This window comes from Daejeonella sp. (genome assembly GCF_037719425.1).
GTDB lineage: Bacteria > Bacteroidota > Bacteroidia > Sphingobacteriales > Sphingobacteriaceae > Daejeonella.
Genome location: NZ_JBBJNI010000087.1, coordinates 1 through 17,659 on the forward strand (window position 1 = coordinate 1; position 17,659 = coordinate 17,659).

At 41.9% G+C, this 17,659-nt stretch carries 15 protein-coding genes and 1 pseudogene; 10 read left to right on the top strand and 6 right to left on the bottom strand.

Annotation, left to right across the window (positions count from 1 at the left end):
- Positions 1-61: 61 nt before the first annotated feature.
- Positions 62-1,531 (bottom strand): sulfatase, encoded by a 1,470-nt coding sequence (locus WKF69_RS12125; protein WP_340382195.1) that lies wholly within the window; start codon positions 1,529-1,531, stop codon positions 62-64.
- A 142-nt stretch (positions 1,532-1,673) separates the two neighbouring features.
- On the opposite strand from WKF69_RS12125, the gene WKF69_RS12130 reads away from it, so the two are divergent.
- The 3 genes from WKF69_RS12130 to WKF69_RS12140 all read left to right on the top strand — a co-directional run bounded on the left by WKF69_RS12130 (position 1,674) and on the right by WKF69_RS12140 (position 5,656).
- A complete protein-coding gene (locus WKF69_RS12130; protein WP_340382196.1) occupies positions 1,674-4,118 on the top strand; it encodes a glycoside hydrolase family 2 TIM barrel-domain containing protein in 2,445 nt (814 codons plus the stop codon).
- 94 nt (positions 4,119-4,212) lie between these two features.
- Positions 4,213-5,070 carry an alpha/beta hydrolase gene (locus WKF69_RS12135; RefSeq protein WP_340382197.1) on the top strand — a complete coding sequence of 286 codons (858 nt, stop codon included), beginning with the start codon at positions 4,213-4,215 and terminating at the stop codon, positions 5,068-5,070.
- 76 nt (positions 5,071-5,146) lie between these two features.
- Positions 5,147-5,656, top strand: a complete 510-nt coding sequence (locus tag WKF69_RS12140) for a GNAT family N-acetyltransferase (protein WP_340382198.1) — start codon at positions 5,147-5,149, stop codon at positions 5,654-5,656.
- Between the two features lie 182 nt (positions 5,657-5,838).
- On the opposite strand, the gene WKF69_RS12145 is transcribed toward WKF69_RS12140, so the two are convergent.
- Entirely contained in the window at positions 5,839-6,966 is a 1,128-nt protein-coding gene (locus tag WKF69_RS12145) for an ATP-binding protein (RefSeq protein WP_340382199.1), read from the bottom strand.
- Positions 6,967-7,201: 235 nt separating this feature from the next.
- On the opposite strand from WKF69_RS12145, the gene WKF69_RS12150 reads away from it, so the two are divergent.
- Complete coding sequence (locus tag WKF69_RS12150) at positions 7,202-7,756, top strand: hypothetical protein (RefSeq protein ID WP_340382200.1); 555 nt, start codon at positions 7,202-7,204, stop codon at positions 7,754-7,756.
- Positions 7,757-7,860: 104 nt separating this feature from the next.
- Positions 7,861-8,796, top strand: a complete 936-nt coding sequence (locus WKF69_RS12155; RefSeq protein ID WP_340382201.1) for a hypothetical protein — start codon at positions 7,861-7,863, stop codon at positions 8,794-8,796.
- A 224-nt stretch (positions 8,797-9,020) separates the two neighbouring features.
- Here WKF69_RS12155 and WKF69_RS12160 read toward each other — a convergent pair whose 3' ends face one another.
- Together WKF69_RS12160 and WKF69_RS12165 are read right to left on the bottom strand one after the other, a co-directional pair.
- On the bottom strand, positions 9,021-9,833 hold the full coding sequence (locus tag WKF69_RS12160) for an N-acetylmuramoyl-L-alanine amidase (RefSeq protein WP_340382202.1): 813 nt from the start codon (positions 9,831-9,833) through the stop codon (positions 9,021-9,023).
- A gap of 138 nt (positions 9,834-9,971) precedes the next feature.
- On the bottom strand, positions 9,972-10,547 hold the full coding sequence (locus WKF69_RS12165; protein WP_340382203.1) for a GNAT family protein: 576 nt from the start codon (positions 10,545-10,547) through the stop codon (positions 9,972-9,974).
- 203 nt (positions 10,548-10,750) lie between these two features.
- Between WKF69_RS12165 and WKF69_RS12170 the strand changes: the two genes are divergently transcribed.
- Both WKF69_RS12170 and WKF69_RS12175 read left to right on the top strand, forming a co-directional pair.
- On the top strand, positions 10,751-11,638 hold the full coding sequence (locus WKF69_RS12170; RefSeq protein ID WP_340382204.1) for a phytanoyl-CoA dioxygenase family protein: 888 nt from the start codon (positions 10,751-10,753) through the stop codon (positions 11,636-11,638).
- 71 nt (positions 11,639-11,709) lie between these two features.
- Positions 11,710-12,996, top strand: a complete 1,287-nt coding sequence (locus WKF69_RS12175; RefSeq protein WP_340382205.1) for a sugar MFS transporter — start codon at positions 11,710-11,712, stop codon at positions 12,994-12,996.
- A gap of 93 nt (positions 12,997-13,089) precedes the next feature.
- Here WKF69_RS12175 and WKF69_RS12180 read toward each other — a convergent pair whose 3' ends face one another.
- Together WKF69_RS12180 and WKF69_RS12185 are read right to left on the bottom strand one after the other, a co-directional pair.
- Complete coding sequence (locus tag WKF69_RS12180) at positions 13,090-13,551, bottom strand: GNAT family N-acetyltransferase (RefSeq protein ID WP_340382206.1); 462 nt, start codon at positions 13,549-13,551, stop codon at positions 13,090-13,092.
- Positions 13,552-13,663: 112 nt separating this feature from the next.
- Positions 13,664-13,936, bottom strand: a complete 273-nt coding sequence (locus WKF69_RS12185; protein ID WP_340382207.1) for a DUF4242 domain-containing protein — start codon at positions 13,934-13,936, stop codon at positions 13,664-13,666.
- A gap of 581 nt (positions 13,937-14,517) precedes the next feature.
- On the opposite strand from WKF69_RS12185, the pseudogene WKF69_RS12190 reads away from it, so the two are divergent.
- From WKF69_RS12190 to WKF69_RS12200, 3 genes and pseudogenes are all read left to right on the top strand, one after another.
- Positions 14,518-14,700, top strand: a pseudogene (locus WKF69_RS12190) (carboxypeptidase-like regulatory domain-containing protein); the annotation flags it as partial.
- Positions 14,701-14,742: 42 nt separating this feature from the next.
- Positions 14,743-15,444: a TonB-dependent receptor plug domain-containing protein gene (locus WKF69_RS12195; RefSeq protein WP_340382208.1), complete on the top strand. Its 702-nt coding sequence runs from the start codon at positions 14,743-14,745 to the stop codon at positions 15,442-15,444.
- A gap of 23 nt (positions 15,445-15,467) precedes the next feature.
- A complete protein-coding gene (locus WKF69_RS12200) occupies positions 15,468-17,525 on the top strand; it encodes a SusC/RagA family TonB-linked outer membrane protein (RefSeq protein WP_340382209.1) in 2,058 nt (685 codons plus the stop codon).
- Positions 17,526-17,659 lie beyond the last annotated feature (134 nt).

Below are 17,659 nucleotides of genomic sequence, written 5' to 3' on the forward strand. Positions count from 1 at the left end.
GATACTTGCTACTAATAAAATCGCTGTTAAAGGCAGCAGTTTTATGATATAACTTATTCTGTTAGTCATTTTCTGAATTTCCTGCCTCTTCTTTTGCTTTTTTAATTTGTTCAGGCGTCAACACCTTTCCAAATAAAGGATTACGAGTCGTAGGAATCTTGCCTCCGGTAAAGCTGAGCTTTGCAAGCAGATCAGCCAGCAACTCATCGCGTTTTGCAGTGTTTACGCTAGCAAGGTTTTTCTTTTCACTGATGTCATCCTTAAGATTGTAAAGTTCTAACGAGTTGTTGGTCATCATTTTGGATCGCCCTCCATCAAGCGCCCACTCTTCATGATACAGCAGCAATTTCCAATTGCCTTTCCGCAGCGTCGTCACGGGCCGGGTTCGGAATTCTTTGTCGCGCGAGCCCGGGTTTGAGTTGTCCAGATATCCCGGGAAGTGCCAGAATATCGCGTCCCGTTTTAGCTTTTCGCTTCCTGCAAACAAGGGCTTAATGCTTTCACCATCCAGAATTTTATCCACAGGTTTCTTGATGTTGCCCGCATCAAGAAATGTTGGAAATAGATCCAGGTTAATAACTGGCGTATTATTAACGCTTCCTGCCTGTATTTTCCCGGGCCATTTTGCGATAAAAGGCACACGTATGCCACCCTCGTAATACATGCCCTTGAATCCCCGAAGCGGATTTTGCGGCGACTGCGGTAAGCCGCCGTTGTCCGTTGTGAATATCACCAGCGTATTTTTCTCAATTCCAAGATCTTTGATTTTTTGCAGCAACTTGCCTACACCGTCGTCCACTTGCCCATTCATAGCGGCATATTTCTCGTTTGTCTGATACTCCCCGGCTTTTCCTTTAAATTTGGCATACATATCATCGTTCGCCTGAATCATCATGTGGGTTGCGTGATGCGCCACGTAGAGGAAGAACGGACGATCCTTATTATCCTCCATAAACTTTGACGCGCCGGATGTAATGCGGTATATGCCTTTGGGATCTTTGGTCGATGCGAATTCCGCGTCGCTGGGCGGATCAAATGTATCTACCACTTCGAAACCCTGGCCTTTCGGGGATGTCTCCGCAGTTTTCCCCAGATGCCATTTCCCGTACATCCCTGTACGGTAACCGCCATCACGCATCGCCTCGGCAATAGTGTAAATCGCCGGGTTTAAATCCTGTTTATTGGGGATGGGCTGTAACCGCATTTTATTAACCGGGCAGCGTTTAGTGCTGCCTACAGCATAAATGCCATGCCTCGGGGTATATTGCCCGGAAATCAGGCAAGCCCTGCTTGGAGCGCAATTTCCTGCAGCTGCATAGGCATTGGTAAATATCATACCCTCTTTAGCAAGTGCATTGATATTTGGTGTCTGATAGAAATCACTGCCGTTAAAGCCGACGTCCCTGAAACCCATATCATCAATAAGAATCAATACAATATTTGGCTTTTCCGGCTGTGCATTGACGCTGATGGAATAAGCGGTTAAAAGGCAAACAAATGTTGCTTTTAGAAAAGGCCTGATTTCTTTCATTTATGTTTATATGTTAAGTCGTAAACGTGCGTATAGTGTAGAGGCTTTATTTTGCCACAGATACCAAGTATTAAACTTTTTATTGATTTGATTATGTTGGGCTGTTTATAAGTGCTAATTTAACTCAATTCAGTAATAGCCGATGTTGTTCTACCGTTTTTTTCTTTGCGTTACCCTCCTTCTGGCATTTGATAAATCCTTTTCCCAGCTTGTGGTATATGGTACCTCAAATGTAATCGACTTCGATTTTGACTGGCGCTTTCATCTTGGTGATTTGCCGCGTGCATCAAATGCTTCTTACGATGACTCGCAATGGCGCAAGCTTGACCTGCCTCACGATTGGGGTGCTGAAAGCTCGTTCGACCTCGATAATGCTTCCGGATGGCGGGGAGCATACCTCCCCGGGGGGATTGGCTGGTACCGAAAAAACTTCGACTGGAAAAAAAAGCCCGGACAGCACTTGTTCATCCAGTTCGATGGAGTATACATGAACAGCGAAGTTTGGATAAACGGTCACCGTCTTGGAAAAAGGCCCTACGGCTATATAAGCTTTCAATATGATCTGACACCGTACCTAAAAGATAGCAATAACAGCATTGCGATTCGTGCTGATAACAGTAAACTGCCCAGCGGCAGATGGTATACCGGCTCTGGAATCTATCGCCATGTGAGGCTCGCCCTTACGAGCGATATTTTTATTCCACAATGGGGAACCTATGTAACAACTCCGCGGGTCAGTGAGGAAAGCGCTGAGATCTCAGTGAAAGCCGAAATTGAAAATAAAACAGGCGTGCAGAAGAGGCTTACTATTCTTACCGATATCCTTGCGCCCGATGGTAAGCTCGTGAACCAGAAATCCACACAAACGACATTGGATACAGGCTTAAACTTCGTTACTCAAACAGCAACTATCCTTCGCCCATTGCTTTGGTCTACCGAAACAACCCGGCAATATACAGTGCGTCATCGTATTAAAAACGGGGCTCGCATCATAGATGAATATTCAACACGATTTGGCATCCGTAGTATCGCTGTGAACGCAAAAGATGGGTTTCTGCTAAATGGGAAAAAGTTAAAGCTAAATGGAGTTTGCAACCATCATGACGCCGGCCCGGTGGGTGCCGCTGTTCCTGAGGAAGTATTGCTTCGTCGCCTGAAGCTTTTAAAGGCTATGGGCTGTAATGCGATCCGTACGGCGCATAATCCTGCTGCTCCTGAATTCTATGCCATGTGCGATAGCCTGGGCTTCCTGGTTCTTGATGAAGCTTTTGACGGGTGGGATAAACCAAAAGCAGAGTTCGACTATGGTTTATATTTTAACGAGTGGTGGAAAGCAGATCTCACCAGCTTTATTAAACGCGACCGAAATCATCCCTCTGTTGTCATCTGGAGCATAGGCAATGAGGTGCCGGAATTTGAGCATGCTTTTCAGAAGGAAATGGTGGATCTTTTAAAAGGGTTGGATACTACCCGCCCTATTACCCAAGCCAAAGGATTTAGTGCACCGTATACCGACCTGGCCGGTTTTAACGGTGATGGCGAAATGAAAGGAACGCTGGAGAAATATCATGCCCAATACCCTGATAAGCCCCTGCTTGGGACCGAAATAACCCATACACTGCAGACAAGAGGAGTTTATGCTACAAAAACTGCCTACCGCACCCGCGATTTCAAGGCGCCCTGGGAAGCGAATGCAAAATGGGAGAACGTTCAAAAAACCGTAACAATGATCCCCGACCTTACCGCGGAAGAAGTGTTTAAGGATAACCCGAAATTTTATCAATCCTCGTATGATAACGCAATTGTGCGTATTGGTGTCCGCGATCAGTTTAAAAAAGCACAGGAACTGGCTTACCTTTTCGGAACATTCCGCTGGACTGGTTTCGATTATCTGGGTGAAGCTGCCATACAGCCAGCCCGCACGGCCAATTTCGGGATCATGGATCTGGCCGGTTTCCCAAAAGATCATTATTATCTGTATAAAAGCTTGTGGAATCCTGCTCCTATGGTGCACCTGCTGCCACATTGGACCCATCCCAGCAAGGAAGGAGTGAGCATCCCTATGGTAGCATACAGCAATGCTGAAAGCGTGGAGCTTTTTCTAAACGGAAAGTCCCTGGGCGAGCAAAAAAGCAGTGATGAGCTCCAGTTTTTGTGGATGGTACCATATCAGAAAGGAACACTGAAAGCTATCGCCCGGAAAAGCGGTAAAGTGGTTTCTGAAACGACAGTCACTACAGCCGGCGCCGCGGCAAAAATTGAAATGCTTGCCGACAAACAAAAAGTCAGTGCAAACAAGCGGGACGTGATCCACGTAGAAATCAATATTACTGACAAGAACGGAACTATGGTGCCTGATGCAGGTAACCTGCTGACATTCACATTAAGCGGGCCGGGCAAGATCATAGGGGTGGAGAATGGTGATATCATCGATTTTTCACCAATGAAATCAACCCAGCGGAAGGCGTTTAAAGGCAAGTGCCTCGTAATGATCCAGGCTACAGGCGATCCGGGCGTAATAAAATTAATCGCATCTGCTGAGGGCTTGCCTTTGTCTGGCATTTCCATTAACTCCCAAAAGCCCTGACAGTATTACCTATAAATAGACATCTAAAAAACCGTATATGTGTAAGAGATTCTTAAGAATTTTAAGTCAAAAGGCCGTAATACTTATTTGTGCCATGACTATAATCTGTTTGTCAAAAATCTCCAACGCCCAGTCACCTCAGCAGATACAGGAGCGAATCGACATATCAGGAGATAAATTCACCGAGCTTGTCTATAAGAAAATAGACACGCTGAATTTAAAGCTGCGTGTGTATTACCCTTCCGGGGATGACGGTCGAAAGATCTATCCGGCTATCGTGCTCTTTTTTGGTGGCGGATGGGTTAACGGATCCATTACCCAGTTTGAGCAGCAGGCACGGTACCTCAACACCCGCGGTATGGCAGCAGTACTGGTAGATTATCGTGTCACCAACAGGAATAAATCGACTCCCTTCGAATCCGTCAAGGATGCTAAAACAGCTATTCGCTACGTGAGGAGCAATAGCAGCAAGCTCCGGATCTATCCCGATAAAATTGCTGCCGGTGGAGGCTCTGCCGGCGCACAAATGGCGGCCGCCGCAGATCTTACGGCACTCGACGAAGCCAGCGAAAGCTTAACAGTAAGCTCAAGGCCCAATGCACTGGTACTATTTAACCCTGTTTTCGACAATGGCCCCAACGGCTATGGGTTTGAACGCATTGGAGAAAGGTATAATGAGATTTCACCGCTGCACAACATCCGCAAAGGAGCCGCACCAACTCTTGTGCTTTTGGGCACCAGTGACAAGCTCGTGCCGGTTGCCACCGCACAGTTGTACCAGAGCAAAATGCAGAAAGCCGGAAGCCGCTGTGATCTTATCCTATACCAGGACCAGCCCCACGGGTTTTTCAATATTCGCCCTAAGCTTGATAAGAAGTACTTTTACGAAACGCTCAAGGAAGCAGATATCTTCCTGGCTTCGCTGGGATATATAAAAAAGTTTGAAAAGTAAGGTTTTGATGCACTCTCTGCAAGCCAGGACGTGTCGGAAACTTAAGTAGTTGTACATAGTCCGTTTATCATCATGTATGGACGAAAGTTCACATCCTATAAACAAACATCTGGACAAACACCAAATGGAAATAAAAAGAATCAATTATGAAGAACGACAACTTGTTATAGACCTCTTTAACAAATATCGCATCTTTTATAAAAAACCCTCAGACATAAAGCTGGCCGAAACCTTTATCGCCGAACGGCTGAGAAATAATGAATCAGTGATCTTTGCTGCTTTTGAGGAAAACGATGGCGAGCAAATTCCGATCGGGTTCACTCAATTATATCCTAAATTCTCTTCCGGCAGAGCTATTAAGATCTGGGTATTGAACGACCTGTATGTGAAGGAGGGTCACCGAAAAAAAAGCGTAGGTAACAAGCTCATTGAAACAGTTCTTGAATACGCTCAATCTGATGGTGTTTCTGTTGTGGAACTGTCCACTGCCGTGGATAATTACACGGCCCAAAGTTTATACGAATCGATAGGTTTTGTAAAACAAGGCCCGGATACTGAATTTTTGTCGTATCAGATAATGATCTGACCCAGAAATGATCATCCTGGTTGTGTATTTTTTAAGATCTCTGATAATCGCGGGGAGTTCGCAACCTCTTTTGCCGAGGCGATCTGATAAACACGATTGGTCATGATAACCGATGAATGGCACCTTGTTGTACCATGATCACTGCATTGCACATCCTCCTTAGGGTTGTCACGGAAGGCAGTTTAGCTGTCTTTCTTCTTCTGTGCTTCGATATTTTCCACAGATGGAGCTGGTGCCTGGTCTTTTAAATATATCTGGAATTCCGACCCGATTCCAGGTTCGCTTTCCATTAATATCTTTCCTCCTGCGTTTTTTACTATTTCGTTCACTAAGTATAGTCCGACTCCAGTGCCTTCAATTTTGTTTTCTACCCTGAAATACTTAGAAAAAATGGCTTCTTTCTTCTCGGGGGAAATACCAATCCCGTTATCCTTAACTGTAATAACTATAAAGCCATTTTCACATTCGGTAGTTACGAAAACTTCAAGTTTCCGGTCGTGGGATCGGAATTTGATTGCATTACTTAACAGGTTGTAAACAATACTTCTTAATTTTCGTCTGGAAAAGGTTATTTGTGAAACACTAATCTTCTTCTTTATAACCGCCCCCGATTCCGTAATATTATCGGAGAGGGTAAGTCGAACGTCCTCGAGAATATTTTCAAAACTTAACAATTCTTCTTCAGATTTGTATTTGGGCCCATGTTTTCTGGTTTCTGTCAGATCATTTATTATAGCCTGCATGGATCGGATTGAATTTTCTACGATCTTTATAAGTGAGGGAACATGCTTAGGATTATTATTGGACGCTTTTTTCAATAATTCAATTGAAGCCAGAAGACTCGTAAGAGGATTTTTGATATCATGTGAAATTGAATCTAATAATGTTTCATGGTCTGATATTAATTTTTCCTGTTCTTTTAAATCTTTTATCCGCGCAGTAATTTCAATAAAAGTTACAATTACTCCATTAATTTTAGTGGTCTTTAACTCTACGTAGGGAATAATATTCATTTGGAACCAACGAAAATCTGTAGTTTGAATTTCCTTTTCGAGGATCTCATTACATTCCATCACATATTGAATATTTTCAACAATACTGGGAAAGCGAAAATTATCTTTAATATCTGCAATTGACTTCCCTATATCATCCGCAGACAAGTTAAACTGTGTCATTGCGGGCGGTGTAAATTTCCTCAGGTTTAAATCCGCATCTATAAACAATTGAGGAATAATTGTATTTCTAAAATAGTTTTCAAAGTCGTCATTGCTTTCAATGAGACTTTTTATTTCCTGAATTTTGCCAGACATAGTCTTAAGGTATAAAAAGCCAATATAAGGTTTTAAGGCTGGGAAATCTCCCGGATGGCTTCATTTCATCCCTTTGTTTTAACTCTTCCGCAAGGGGACTTAGTTGCAGCCTGCTTCCTGGAAACCTCTCTCTTGATCAAAAGAACTTTAAATACATTATTATAATTTTAATATTAATAAATGCTACTTTCATGCATTGTATAATCTAATTAGTCATTTTAAATACAATACATTGATGAAACAATACCCGTTTGCTCTAAAACTCTTTGGAATATCCCTTATTCTTTTTTTGATAAGCAACGGGATATCTTATGGCCAGATCCATTCGTATGATGTAGGCCTGAGGTTACAAAAGACAGTCGATCTTTATTATGAAAATGGTATTACTGGCCAGTATACTCTCACTAAGAGAATTGCTGTTGGGGCTAGTTATGTTACAAGCAGGTTAGGATCAGCAATTAGTTCCAATGCTATCAAGCAAGATAATTTTACGATTTCCGGAGCTTATCTTTTTCGTCCCGAAAAGAAATTGCAGCCTTTTGCCAGGCTAAACACCGGATATTTTGCAGCCAATTATGAATCAGACATTTTTAAGGATATACCAAACAGCTCGGCATTATTAGCTTTAGATGGCGGGCTTTTATATTCTTTTGAATCTCCGCTAAAATTAAATCTTTCGTTAGGGTATAATGCGATAACCGGAGACGGGACAAAGGGTGCAGGAACGTTATATCCCGTATTCTTGCAAACGAGTGTGATGTGGAATTTAAAGAAAATGAAATCAAAATGAAACCATCATGATTTTTCCAGTCACACAGTGGAATGAATAAAATCATGATAGCCCTGCCTACCGGCAGGCAGGTTTATCACCTTTAAAAAACAAATTATATACTGATGAAAAAATTACTCTTACTCATCATTCCATTTTTATTGCTGGTTTCTTGTGGTAAAGATCCTGAAATAGAAAGTACTATGTTAGATAGCGGTTTATTTTTTGACCAGTCTATCTATAATCCGCAAAATTATCTGGTTTCTGCGGCCCGGCCAAATCCTACGGCAGCCGAGGCTTTAAAACCAGTAATTATAGCTATTCATGGTTACAGCGCAACTACTTTTGAATGGGACGAGTTTCGATCTTGGAAAGGGAACAGAACAGATTTTTACATTTCTCAGGTCCTTTTAGGAGGTCATGGCCGTGATTATCAATCATTCAAAAATTCTACCTGGAAAGATTGGCGTCAGCCTATCATCAATGAATTTGAGAAGCTGGAAAGTCAGGGATATAAGAACATCAGCTTTGCAGGCTCGTCAACTGGTTGTACCTTAATCTTAAAAATGCTTGCAGACGGCTATTTTGATAATCATATCAAGCCAAAACATATTTTCCTGATTGATCCTATTATCTTATCATCAAATAAAACGTTAAGCTTAGTTGGTGTATTAGGGCCTATTCTTGGCTACACTGAGGTCGAGAATACTGCCGGCGAAGAAAAATATTATTATCACTATCGTCCCTACGAAACATTACAGGAGTTGCGCAATATCATTGATATCGTGCGGAAAGACTTAGAAAAAGGAGTTGTTTTACCAGCTGGCTGTAGCCTTAGTGTCTTTAAATCAGAAAAAGATGATGTGGCCGATCCCGTGAGTGCTGTTTTAATTCATAAAGGATTAAAAACAAGTTCCGGGGCATCCGTAAATGTAAAGCTTATACCCTCAGATTTACATGTTTATACCCGTCTTAATTTCAGGGCCCAAACACCATCACTAAAAGATTATCAAAATCAAACCCAAACGTTCATAGAGATTGGAAATACCCTTTTACAATAATCCCCTCTGGTCGATGCAGTACCGCAGACTATCCACATAGGATCTGCTCTGGGTTTTATCATATGATTTAAAGCGCCGCTGAACTCTTGAAACAATCTGAAGTCCATTACCAAAATTTCAGTTTTTAATTTTCAATTCCCCCTTAGCTACGTTAGCTAACTCTCAATTCTCCACTCTCAACTCTCCACTCAAAGGGACGGTACGCAGCTCTCCACTTAAAATTATTATAATTCAACCTGCCTCTTATAAGTCTGAATAGCCCTTAGAATATTTCCAACGATCTCATTCTGGCCATCGTCTGAATTGATATAATCTTCCTCCTGGGGATTGGATATGAAACCTATTTCCGTTAAAACTGCCGGCATGATTGCTGTCCTTAATACGGCGAGGCTCAACTCCTGAACTCCGCGATTTACCCGGCCTGAAGCAACATATTCATTTTGAATAAAACTGGCTAGTTTGATGCTTTGCTCGCGAAGAGAGTTTTTTACGAGTGAAAGAAAAATGGCCGTAGCTGGGTCTTCGCTTTCCTTTTCATCTAATTTATATTCCTCTTCCAACGCCATATATTCTTTAATAGCAGCATCCTGCTCATTTAAGCGGGCAAAGCCTGCCACAAATGTTTCGACACCCCTGACGGAAGTCCTGTTCTTTGTGCTTGCACCCATTGAGTTACAGTGGATCGAGATCCAAAGGTCAGCCTTAGCCTCATTGGCCATGTCAATGCGCTTTTTGAGATCTTTGGAATTCACTTCTTCGAAATGCTTATCCGTAGTTCTTGTATAGAGCACTGTAACATCCTTCATGTTCTCTTCGATAGCCTTTCCCAAACGCATCGCCACTTTCAGGGTAACATCTTTCTCCCTGGAGTACCTTCCTGCGGCACCGGTAAATTTACCGCCATGCCCGGCGTCAATCACAATGGTCTTAATCCGGTAGGGCTGATCAGTGCCAGGATCTTTAAAAGATGTGAAGACCAATAAAAATGAAAGGGGCAGTAATACAAAGATGTATCTGACTAATGGAGTATTTTTCATTTATTTCGAGCGGTTATTATTGTGACAATAACGTTTTAGTTTAATTCTTCGCATAACGATTTAAAGTTATTACAAAATAAGACGCCCGTCAGACAAAAGCTTCAACATATTAACACTGTGCAGTAATTAGACGTGTGATCAAGGCCTTGGTTTACCTGTTATTGGAAAAAAATCTTCTGCAAGAATCGCATAGGAAAAACTATCCTTCCACTCTCCCCGGATCGGAAGGTTCTTTCTTTTCATGCCCTCACTTTTCATTCCCGACTTTTCAAGCACCCTTATCGAAGCAATATTTTCAACCGCGCATCCAGCCTCGATACGGTGCAGCTTCAAATGAGCGAAACCAAACTTTAAGATACTCCGCAAGGCCTCCGTCGTATAACCTTTATTCCAGTGATCAGCATGGATCTTAAACCAAACCTCTGCATTGCGAAAATTGATCTTCCCCAGACTGATAGCAATAAGCCCCACAAATTCCGAAGTTTCTTTACGCTGTATACAAAACACATAAGAGTTTCGCAGATGCTGCTGTGACTCCGCTACCCATTTTTCAACTAATTCAGTGGTGACAAGCAAGGTCTCAGGAATGCCTAATGTGTTGAACTCATCGGTTTGCGGCATTGAGTGTAGCTCATGAACGTTTTGAATATCTTCGTCCGTAAGCTCTCTAATAATTAGCCGTATCGTGTTAAGTATCGGCAGATATTCAGTCATGTGCAATTTTTATGAAATAGGAAGCTAGTACAATTAATAAAGGGATGTCTCCTGAAAATTATTGCCAAAATTTGACGAATTTGTGTCGGATAACTTATCTTAGAGATGTTAACGTGTACGTTACCGATGCATAGCACCTATAATAGTGGCTCGAATCCTTTTATCTGCCACTATTATTATTGATCTTTAAAAATAAACAAAATATGCAGGATCTGTCAAAATTCCACTCACAGGTATCTCAAATGTTTAAATGGCCTGAAACCCGGGCTGAATGGGACCAGTATCGGCTGACTCCCGGGCAAATAGAATACTATAAGGAGTTTGGGTATGTTGCAGATATTAAGTTCATCACTGAGGAGCAGGTTGGCTTTCTGAATGAGGAATTAATCGGTCTCGTTGATCCTGACCATCCCGGGAACTTTTTATTTCATCAGTTTGCTTCTAACGAGTCACCCGATCCGAATGTGGTACTGTTTCATGCGCTGGGTGCCTGGAGGATCACACCAGGCTTTCATGATGTGCTGTGGAACCCGGCATTTGTGATGGCCGCGTCCCAATTACTTGGCGACAGGGCAGTGCGCTTCTGGCATGATCAGCTGTTTTATAAACCGGCTCTGCATGGCGGGGTAGTGGCCTGGCACCAGGACTATTCGTACTGGACCCGGACAATCCCCATGCATCACCTCACCTGCTGGGTGGGGCTCGATGATGCCACCGAACAGAACGGCTGCCTGTATTATGTTCCCGGCAGTCACCGATGGGGCCTGTTAGACAAGCCGGAACTGGCCGGAGATATGGAAGGGCTGATGCAGTACCTTACTGACGAGCAAAAAGCAGAATTTAAGCCTGTGCCCATCCCCCTGAATAAAGGGTACGGAACCTTCCATCATCCATTGCTGGTACACGGGTCCTTTGAAAATAGATCTGAAAGAATGCGGCGTGCCTTTGTGCTTAACGTTTTTGCCGACGGCACTTTGTCTGATACGGATAAGGAGCTCATGCCCGGAGCTACGCCAATACCTAAAGGCGAAAAAATGACTGGGCAGTACCACCCATTACTGTTTGATCCGGCAATGCTGGTAAATAAATGAATTAATTTACCGTATCCGCCCGGGGCGGACCTACAGCATAAAAATCAAAGAAACCAAAAGTACTAAATAACATGACCTCAGAATTACACACCAGAACAAGTTCCAATAGTGTTTATATCAAACAGATCATCATTCTTGGTGCATTCTTTTTTATGTTCGGGTTTATTACATGGATCAACGGAACGCTTATTCCTTATCTGCGGATTGCTTGCGAGCTTGAAGAATGGCAGGCGTATCTCGTTACATTCGCTTTTTATATTTCCTATACATTCATGGCCCTGCCGTCCAGCAGGATCCTGCAGCACACCGGCATAATAAAGGGTATGCAGATCGGCCTGCTGATCATGGCTGCCGGGTGTTTATTATTTATTCCCGCCGCTTTACTGCGTTATTACCCCCTCTTTCTTGCCGGGCTCTTTGTGGTTGGCGCCGGCACAACTTTACTCCAAACTGCTGTGAATCCATACATAACGAAGCTTGGCCCGGCAGAAAGCGCCGCCCAGCGGATCAGCATCATGGGTATCTGTAATAAGTTCGCCGGTATCCTGGCCCCGCTTATCCTCGGGGCTATCATTTTAAATAATTCCGACGGACTGATAAAGGAGCTGGCCAGCCTTGATCCCATTGCCAAAACCGCCCGTCTGGATGAGCTTGCCCGGGAAGTCATTATGCCCTATATCGTGCTTACAATAATCTGCGTGGTAAGCGCTGTCCTGATAAAGTATTCGCATTTGCCTGAAATTAAAGCCCCCGCTGCTGATCTACCGGATACATCCGGGACCGTCACAGGCCCGGATCATTCCCGCGCATTTATTTTTGGCTTCACCGCTATTTTTGTAAGCGTAGGCGTTGAGGTTATTGCAGGAGACACGCTGGGTAATTATGGCATTTATCACGGTGTACGGCTTGATGTAGCAAAAAGCCTGACCTCTTATACCCTTGCAGCGATGCTTGTCGGTTATGTCTTCGGGGCTATCTTTATTCCAAAGCTTATCTCTCAGGAAAAAGCATATCTCTACTCTTCGATATTGGGCATTGTATTAACGATTGCTGCCGTCCTTCTACCCGGTTATGCTTCAATAGGTTGTATCGCGTTATTAGGCCTGGCAAACGCCCTGCTCTGGCCGGCAATCTGGCCCCTTGCTTTGCATGGCCTCCAGGGGCGGCTGCTTAACCTGGGTTCGGCCATTCTTATTATGGGGATTGCAGGCGGAGCCATCCTGCCCCTACTATACGGCTGGGTAGCACATCATAGTAATAACCAGGTAGCATATCTGGTACTTGTTCCATGTTATTTATATAATATCTATTACAAGGTGTCGCGAACAAAAGCCATGGCAGCCGTAGCCGCATTGTAAATCAACACGTTGCTCCATAAAACAAATGACAAAATTGTTTCTATTCAACGTAGAAAGTTGTTATAAACGACCCGCTTATAGGTTCGTCATTCTCTATTGATTGTTAAGTTTTAATTCCGGCGTTTTATATGTCCAAAGCCAGGCGTCCCCAATTTCATGATCCTGCACTATTCCAGAAGGCTCAAAATTATTATTTTGCAAAATCTTTGCCGAGGCATTCTGCTCGGGTGCTGTTTTTGCGGTTATAATTATTGCAGGGTCCGTTATAGTTGAAATTAAGACAAGTTCTTTGCATGCAAAAGATGCTACACCTTGCCCTTCAAATTCTTTAAATGTGCCGTATGCAATTTCAACCTTACCGTCTTTGGGTTGTCCGGTGAAACCACCAGCCCCAACGATTTCCTTGTTTCTAACTACAAAGTAACCAACCCAGGGCTTGTGAAAACCTATCTTTGGATAATATTCGTTCATAGATTTAATAACCTCCTGGCACTCATTTGAGGCATAAATTTCATCTGTCACATCCTCATTTATATTTATAACTTTTAATTCCATTTGTGAGTCATTAATATTTCAAGTGCGTCTAACTCACTCAGCACTTAGGGTTGGCAGTGACGAGGGAGGTTGGCGTTGTATTCGACTATACAGTTTTATCAGCTGTAAAAGGTTATTCGGCAGTTGCCGGGTCGATAATATTTGAAACCTCTGTTACCACATTTGCTGGAAAACCTCCTTGTTTGGCATGTTCGCGAACCATTTCTTCATTCGGGGCATGGTAAACACAATAGATTTTATCAGTCGTTACATAGCTGTGAACCCATTGAATTTGTGGACCCATGTTGCTCAATACTCCGCAGGAAGTTTGCGAAATTGCTTTCAGCTGTTCAGCGGATAGCTTTCCTGCTCCAGGAATTTCTCTTTCAATTACATACTTTGGCATAATCTTGAAATTTAGAGTTTCCTACTCGTATGGCTTTTCGGTTCGCCCCGTTTTTTTGACGTGGTTCCTGGTCTCCACCGTTATTAAATATCCTGATTAGTTGCGTAAGTTCCTAATTCACTGGAAATGAAACTTCAACTTATGTTGCTTAACAACTTTAGTGAACACCGATAGCCATTGGAATATGTATAAACGAAAGTGGACGAACACCAGCCGGCATCCAATCTTTTCTAAACTTAATATGATAAATTGTATGCTGGGTGTAAAATTTACCAATTGTAATATAAAAATCACTCTAAATGGGCATTTGCAAAGCACAAATAATTAAATATTTATAATTTTTTGCTGAAATTAACCGTTTAGGATAATTATCAGCCAACTCTAGATTTAGATAATGCTGTCTAACGCCTAAAATACTAACCAATTTTTCTTAACTAAAACGAAATAATTTATGAAACTAAAACTACTTAGTTGCTTTTTACTTTGCGTATTGCTGGCAGGTTCCGCTTTTACACAAGAAAGAAGAATTACTGGTAAAGTGACCGCCAGAGAAGACGGTTTACCTTTACCCGGGGGTTTCAGTAAAAGTGACAGGTTCACCTATTGGAACTCAAACAGATGTTAATGGAAATTATACCTTAAGCGTACCCTCAACGGCAGGAAGTTTAGAATTTTCATTTCTTGGTTTTTCTAATCAAATGGTTGCCATCGGTACAACAAATGTAATAAATGTCACTCTGGCCACGGATTCAAGGCAATTATCAGAGGTTGTTGTTGTAGCTTACGGAGCCTCCAAACGAGAAGCAATTACAGGATCAGTTGCGACTTTGAATTCCGCTGCAATTGAAAACAGAGTGGTAACCAATATTTCTAATGTTCTGCAGGGTGTTGCGCCAGGTATACAGGTAGCAGCAACAAACGGTCAACCAGGAACAAGTACTACTATAAGAATACGAGGTTTTGGCTCAATTTCAGCATCAAACGCGCCTTTGTATGTATTAGATGGCTCTGTTTATGACGGCAGCATTGGAGATATTAATCCAAGCGATATTGAAAGCGTATCCTTATTAAAAGATGCTTCATCATCAGCGCTTTATGGCGCCAGAGGCGCAAATGGTGTAATATTAATAACCACCAAAAAAGGTAAAATTGGCGAAACTAAAATAAATGCCAATGTAAATAGAGGTTTTTCCGAAAGGGGAATACCCGAGTATGACAGAGTGGGTACCTTGGAATACTATCCGGCAATTTGGCAGGCAGTACGAAATAGTTTAGTATATCCAAGAACCGGTACTGCTCTTTCTCCTGCTGCTGCGGCAGCTCAGGCCTCTACCCAAACACCAGCAAGCCTGGTTTACAATCCATTTAATGTTCCAAACAATCAAATTATTGATGCAAATGGAAAACTAAATCCCAATGCTTCTTTATTGTATAATGATTTCGATTGGTATGCTCCCCTTGAAAGAAGAGGTGAAAGAACGGCAAATCTGATTTTTTTGTTTCTTTAGGCTTCTTAGATGATAAAGGGTATATACAAAAATCTGATTTCAAGAGATTTAATTCCAGGATAAATGTAAATACTCAGGTTAAAAAATGGTTAAGAACAGGCCTTAATTTAGCAGGTAATCTCTCTAATAGTAATCAGGCCCAGGATGCGGCAACCGGTAGCGCCAACAGTTTTATCAATATATTTCAATTCGCGAGAGGCATTGGCCCTATTTATCCGGTGAGAGCATACAATGCATCCGGGGGCCCTGTTTTAACGCCAACGGGTGAACAATTTTATGATTTTGGACAGCATCCCGGGGCGGTAAACAGACCAGGCGGGGCAAGTCCAGGTAGAAACGTGGTTTATGAAACATTGCTAAACGATGTTTTTAACAAAAGAGTGGCTGTTAATGCGCGGACTTTTGCAGAAATTAAATTTTTGAAAGATTTTACTTTTAGACCAAGTGTGAATATTGATTTAAGACAATCTAATTCAAGTCAATTTAGAAACGCCATAGTTGGAGATGGCGCCGGTTTAAATGGATTTGCTTCCAGAACTAATGCCTTAACTACGTCTTACACATTTAACCAGGTTTTATCGTACAAAAAATCTTTTGGCAGGCATACATTAGACGCGTTAGCAGGTCATGAAAATTATGATTTAGACTTTACTACGAATAATTCATCAAAAGTGAATCAAATTTTGGCGGGTAATACCCAGTTTGCCAATTTCGTAACACCTCAATCTTCGGGTGGTTTTAAAGATACCTATAGAATAGAATCATTTTTTAGCAAAGCGTCATACAGTTTAGATGAAAAATACTTCGTTGATGCATCATTAAGGCGTGATGGTTCTTCCAGATTTTCTAAACAATCCAGATATGGAAACTTCTTCTCTTTTGGCGGTTCATGGTCTGTTTCTAAGGAAAAATTTCTAAGTAAGGCAAAATGGATTGATGATTTAAGATTAAAAGCATCTTATGGAGAGGTTGGTAACGATGCACTACTTTCTGGCGGGAATGATTCTTATTATAACTACCAGGCTTTCTATAGTTTAGGGTTTAATAACGGAGCAGAACCTGGTATTTTATTGTCGAGCGCTGCAACTCCTGATTTGAAATGGGAAACTATTAATACCTTAAATATTGGTACCGCGTTTTCTTTTTTTAAATCAAGGCTTACGGGTGAACTGGAAGTTTTTAATAGAGGTTCAAGAGATCTATTGTTTTCTGTACCGCAACCGTTATCAAATGCTATTACTTCAATTAGAAGGAATATTGGTTCAATGACAAACAAGGGAATTGAACTTCAACTGGGTGGTGATGTAGTTCGTGGGAAAGATTTTACCTGGAATATCTTAACGAATTCATCGATCGTAAAAAATGAAATCACTAAACTGCCTGAAGAAACACCTCAGCTTACTCAAGGAACGAAAAGATTAGAAGTGGGTGGTGATATTTTTCGGTTTTACCTACGCCAATATGCAGGCGTAGATCCGGCTGATGGAGCTGCATTATATATTCCAACAACTACAGCTACCACTAATCTAAGAACAGTAAATGGACAGGTTTTGACAACTGATTTTAACAATGCAAAATTTGACTATTCAGGTACGGCAATTCCTGATTTTTTTGGTGCGGTAACTAATTCATTCAGCTATAAAAATTTACAATTATCATTCCTTGTTAATTATCAGGTAGGAGGCAAATTTTATGACGCAAACTATGCAGATTTAATGGGAGTTACTTTTGGAGGATCTTTACATAAAGATGCCTTAAATGCGTGGACAGAGACAAATACGACATCTCCATTCCCAAGACTAGACGTGAGCAGTACAAGTCTTTTTACAGCAACATCAACAAGATGGCTGATAGATGCTTCTTATTTAACCATAAGTAACGTAAATCTTTCTTATAGGTTACCACAGAAATACATCTCAAAACTAGATTTAAGTAATGTTAGAGTTTTTGCTTCCGGCGAAAATTTGGGACTATACTCAAGACGCAGAGGATTAAATCCGTCTGAATCTTTTACCGGTGTTAACAGCACATTGTATACACCTAGTCGTACAGTTACATTTGGCATAGGTGTTAATTTATAAAAGTAAAAATTATGAAAAGTAAAATATCTATTGCAATGACTGGAATATTGTTCCTGTCATTTGCATCTTGTAAAAAAGATTATTGAAGTAGGCGTTTAGTTGATAATCATTTTATAGGTGAAGGGCGGTTTTTC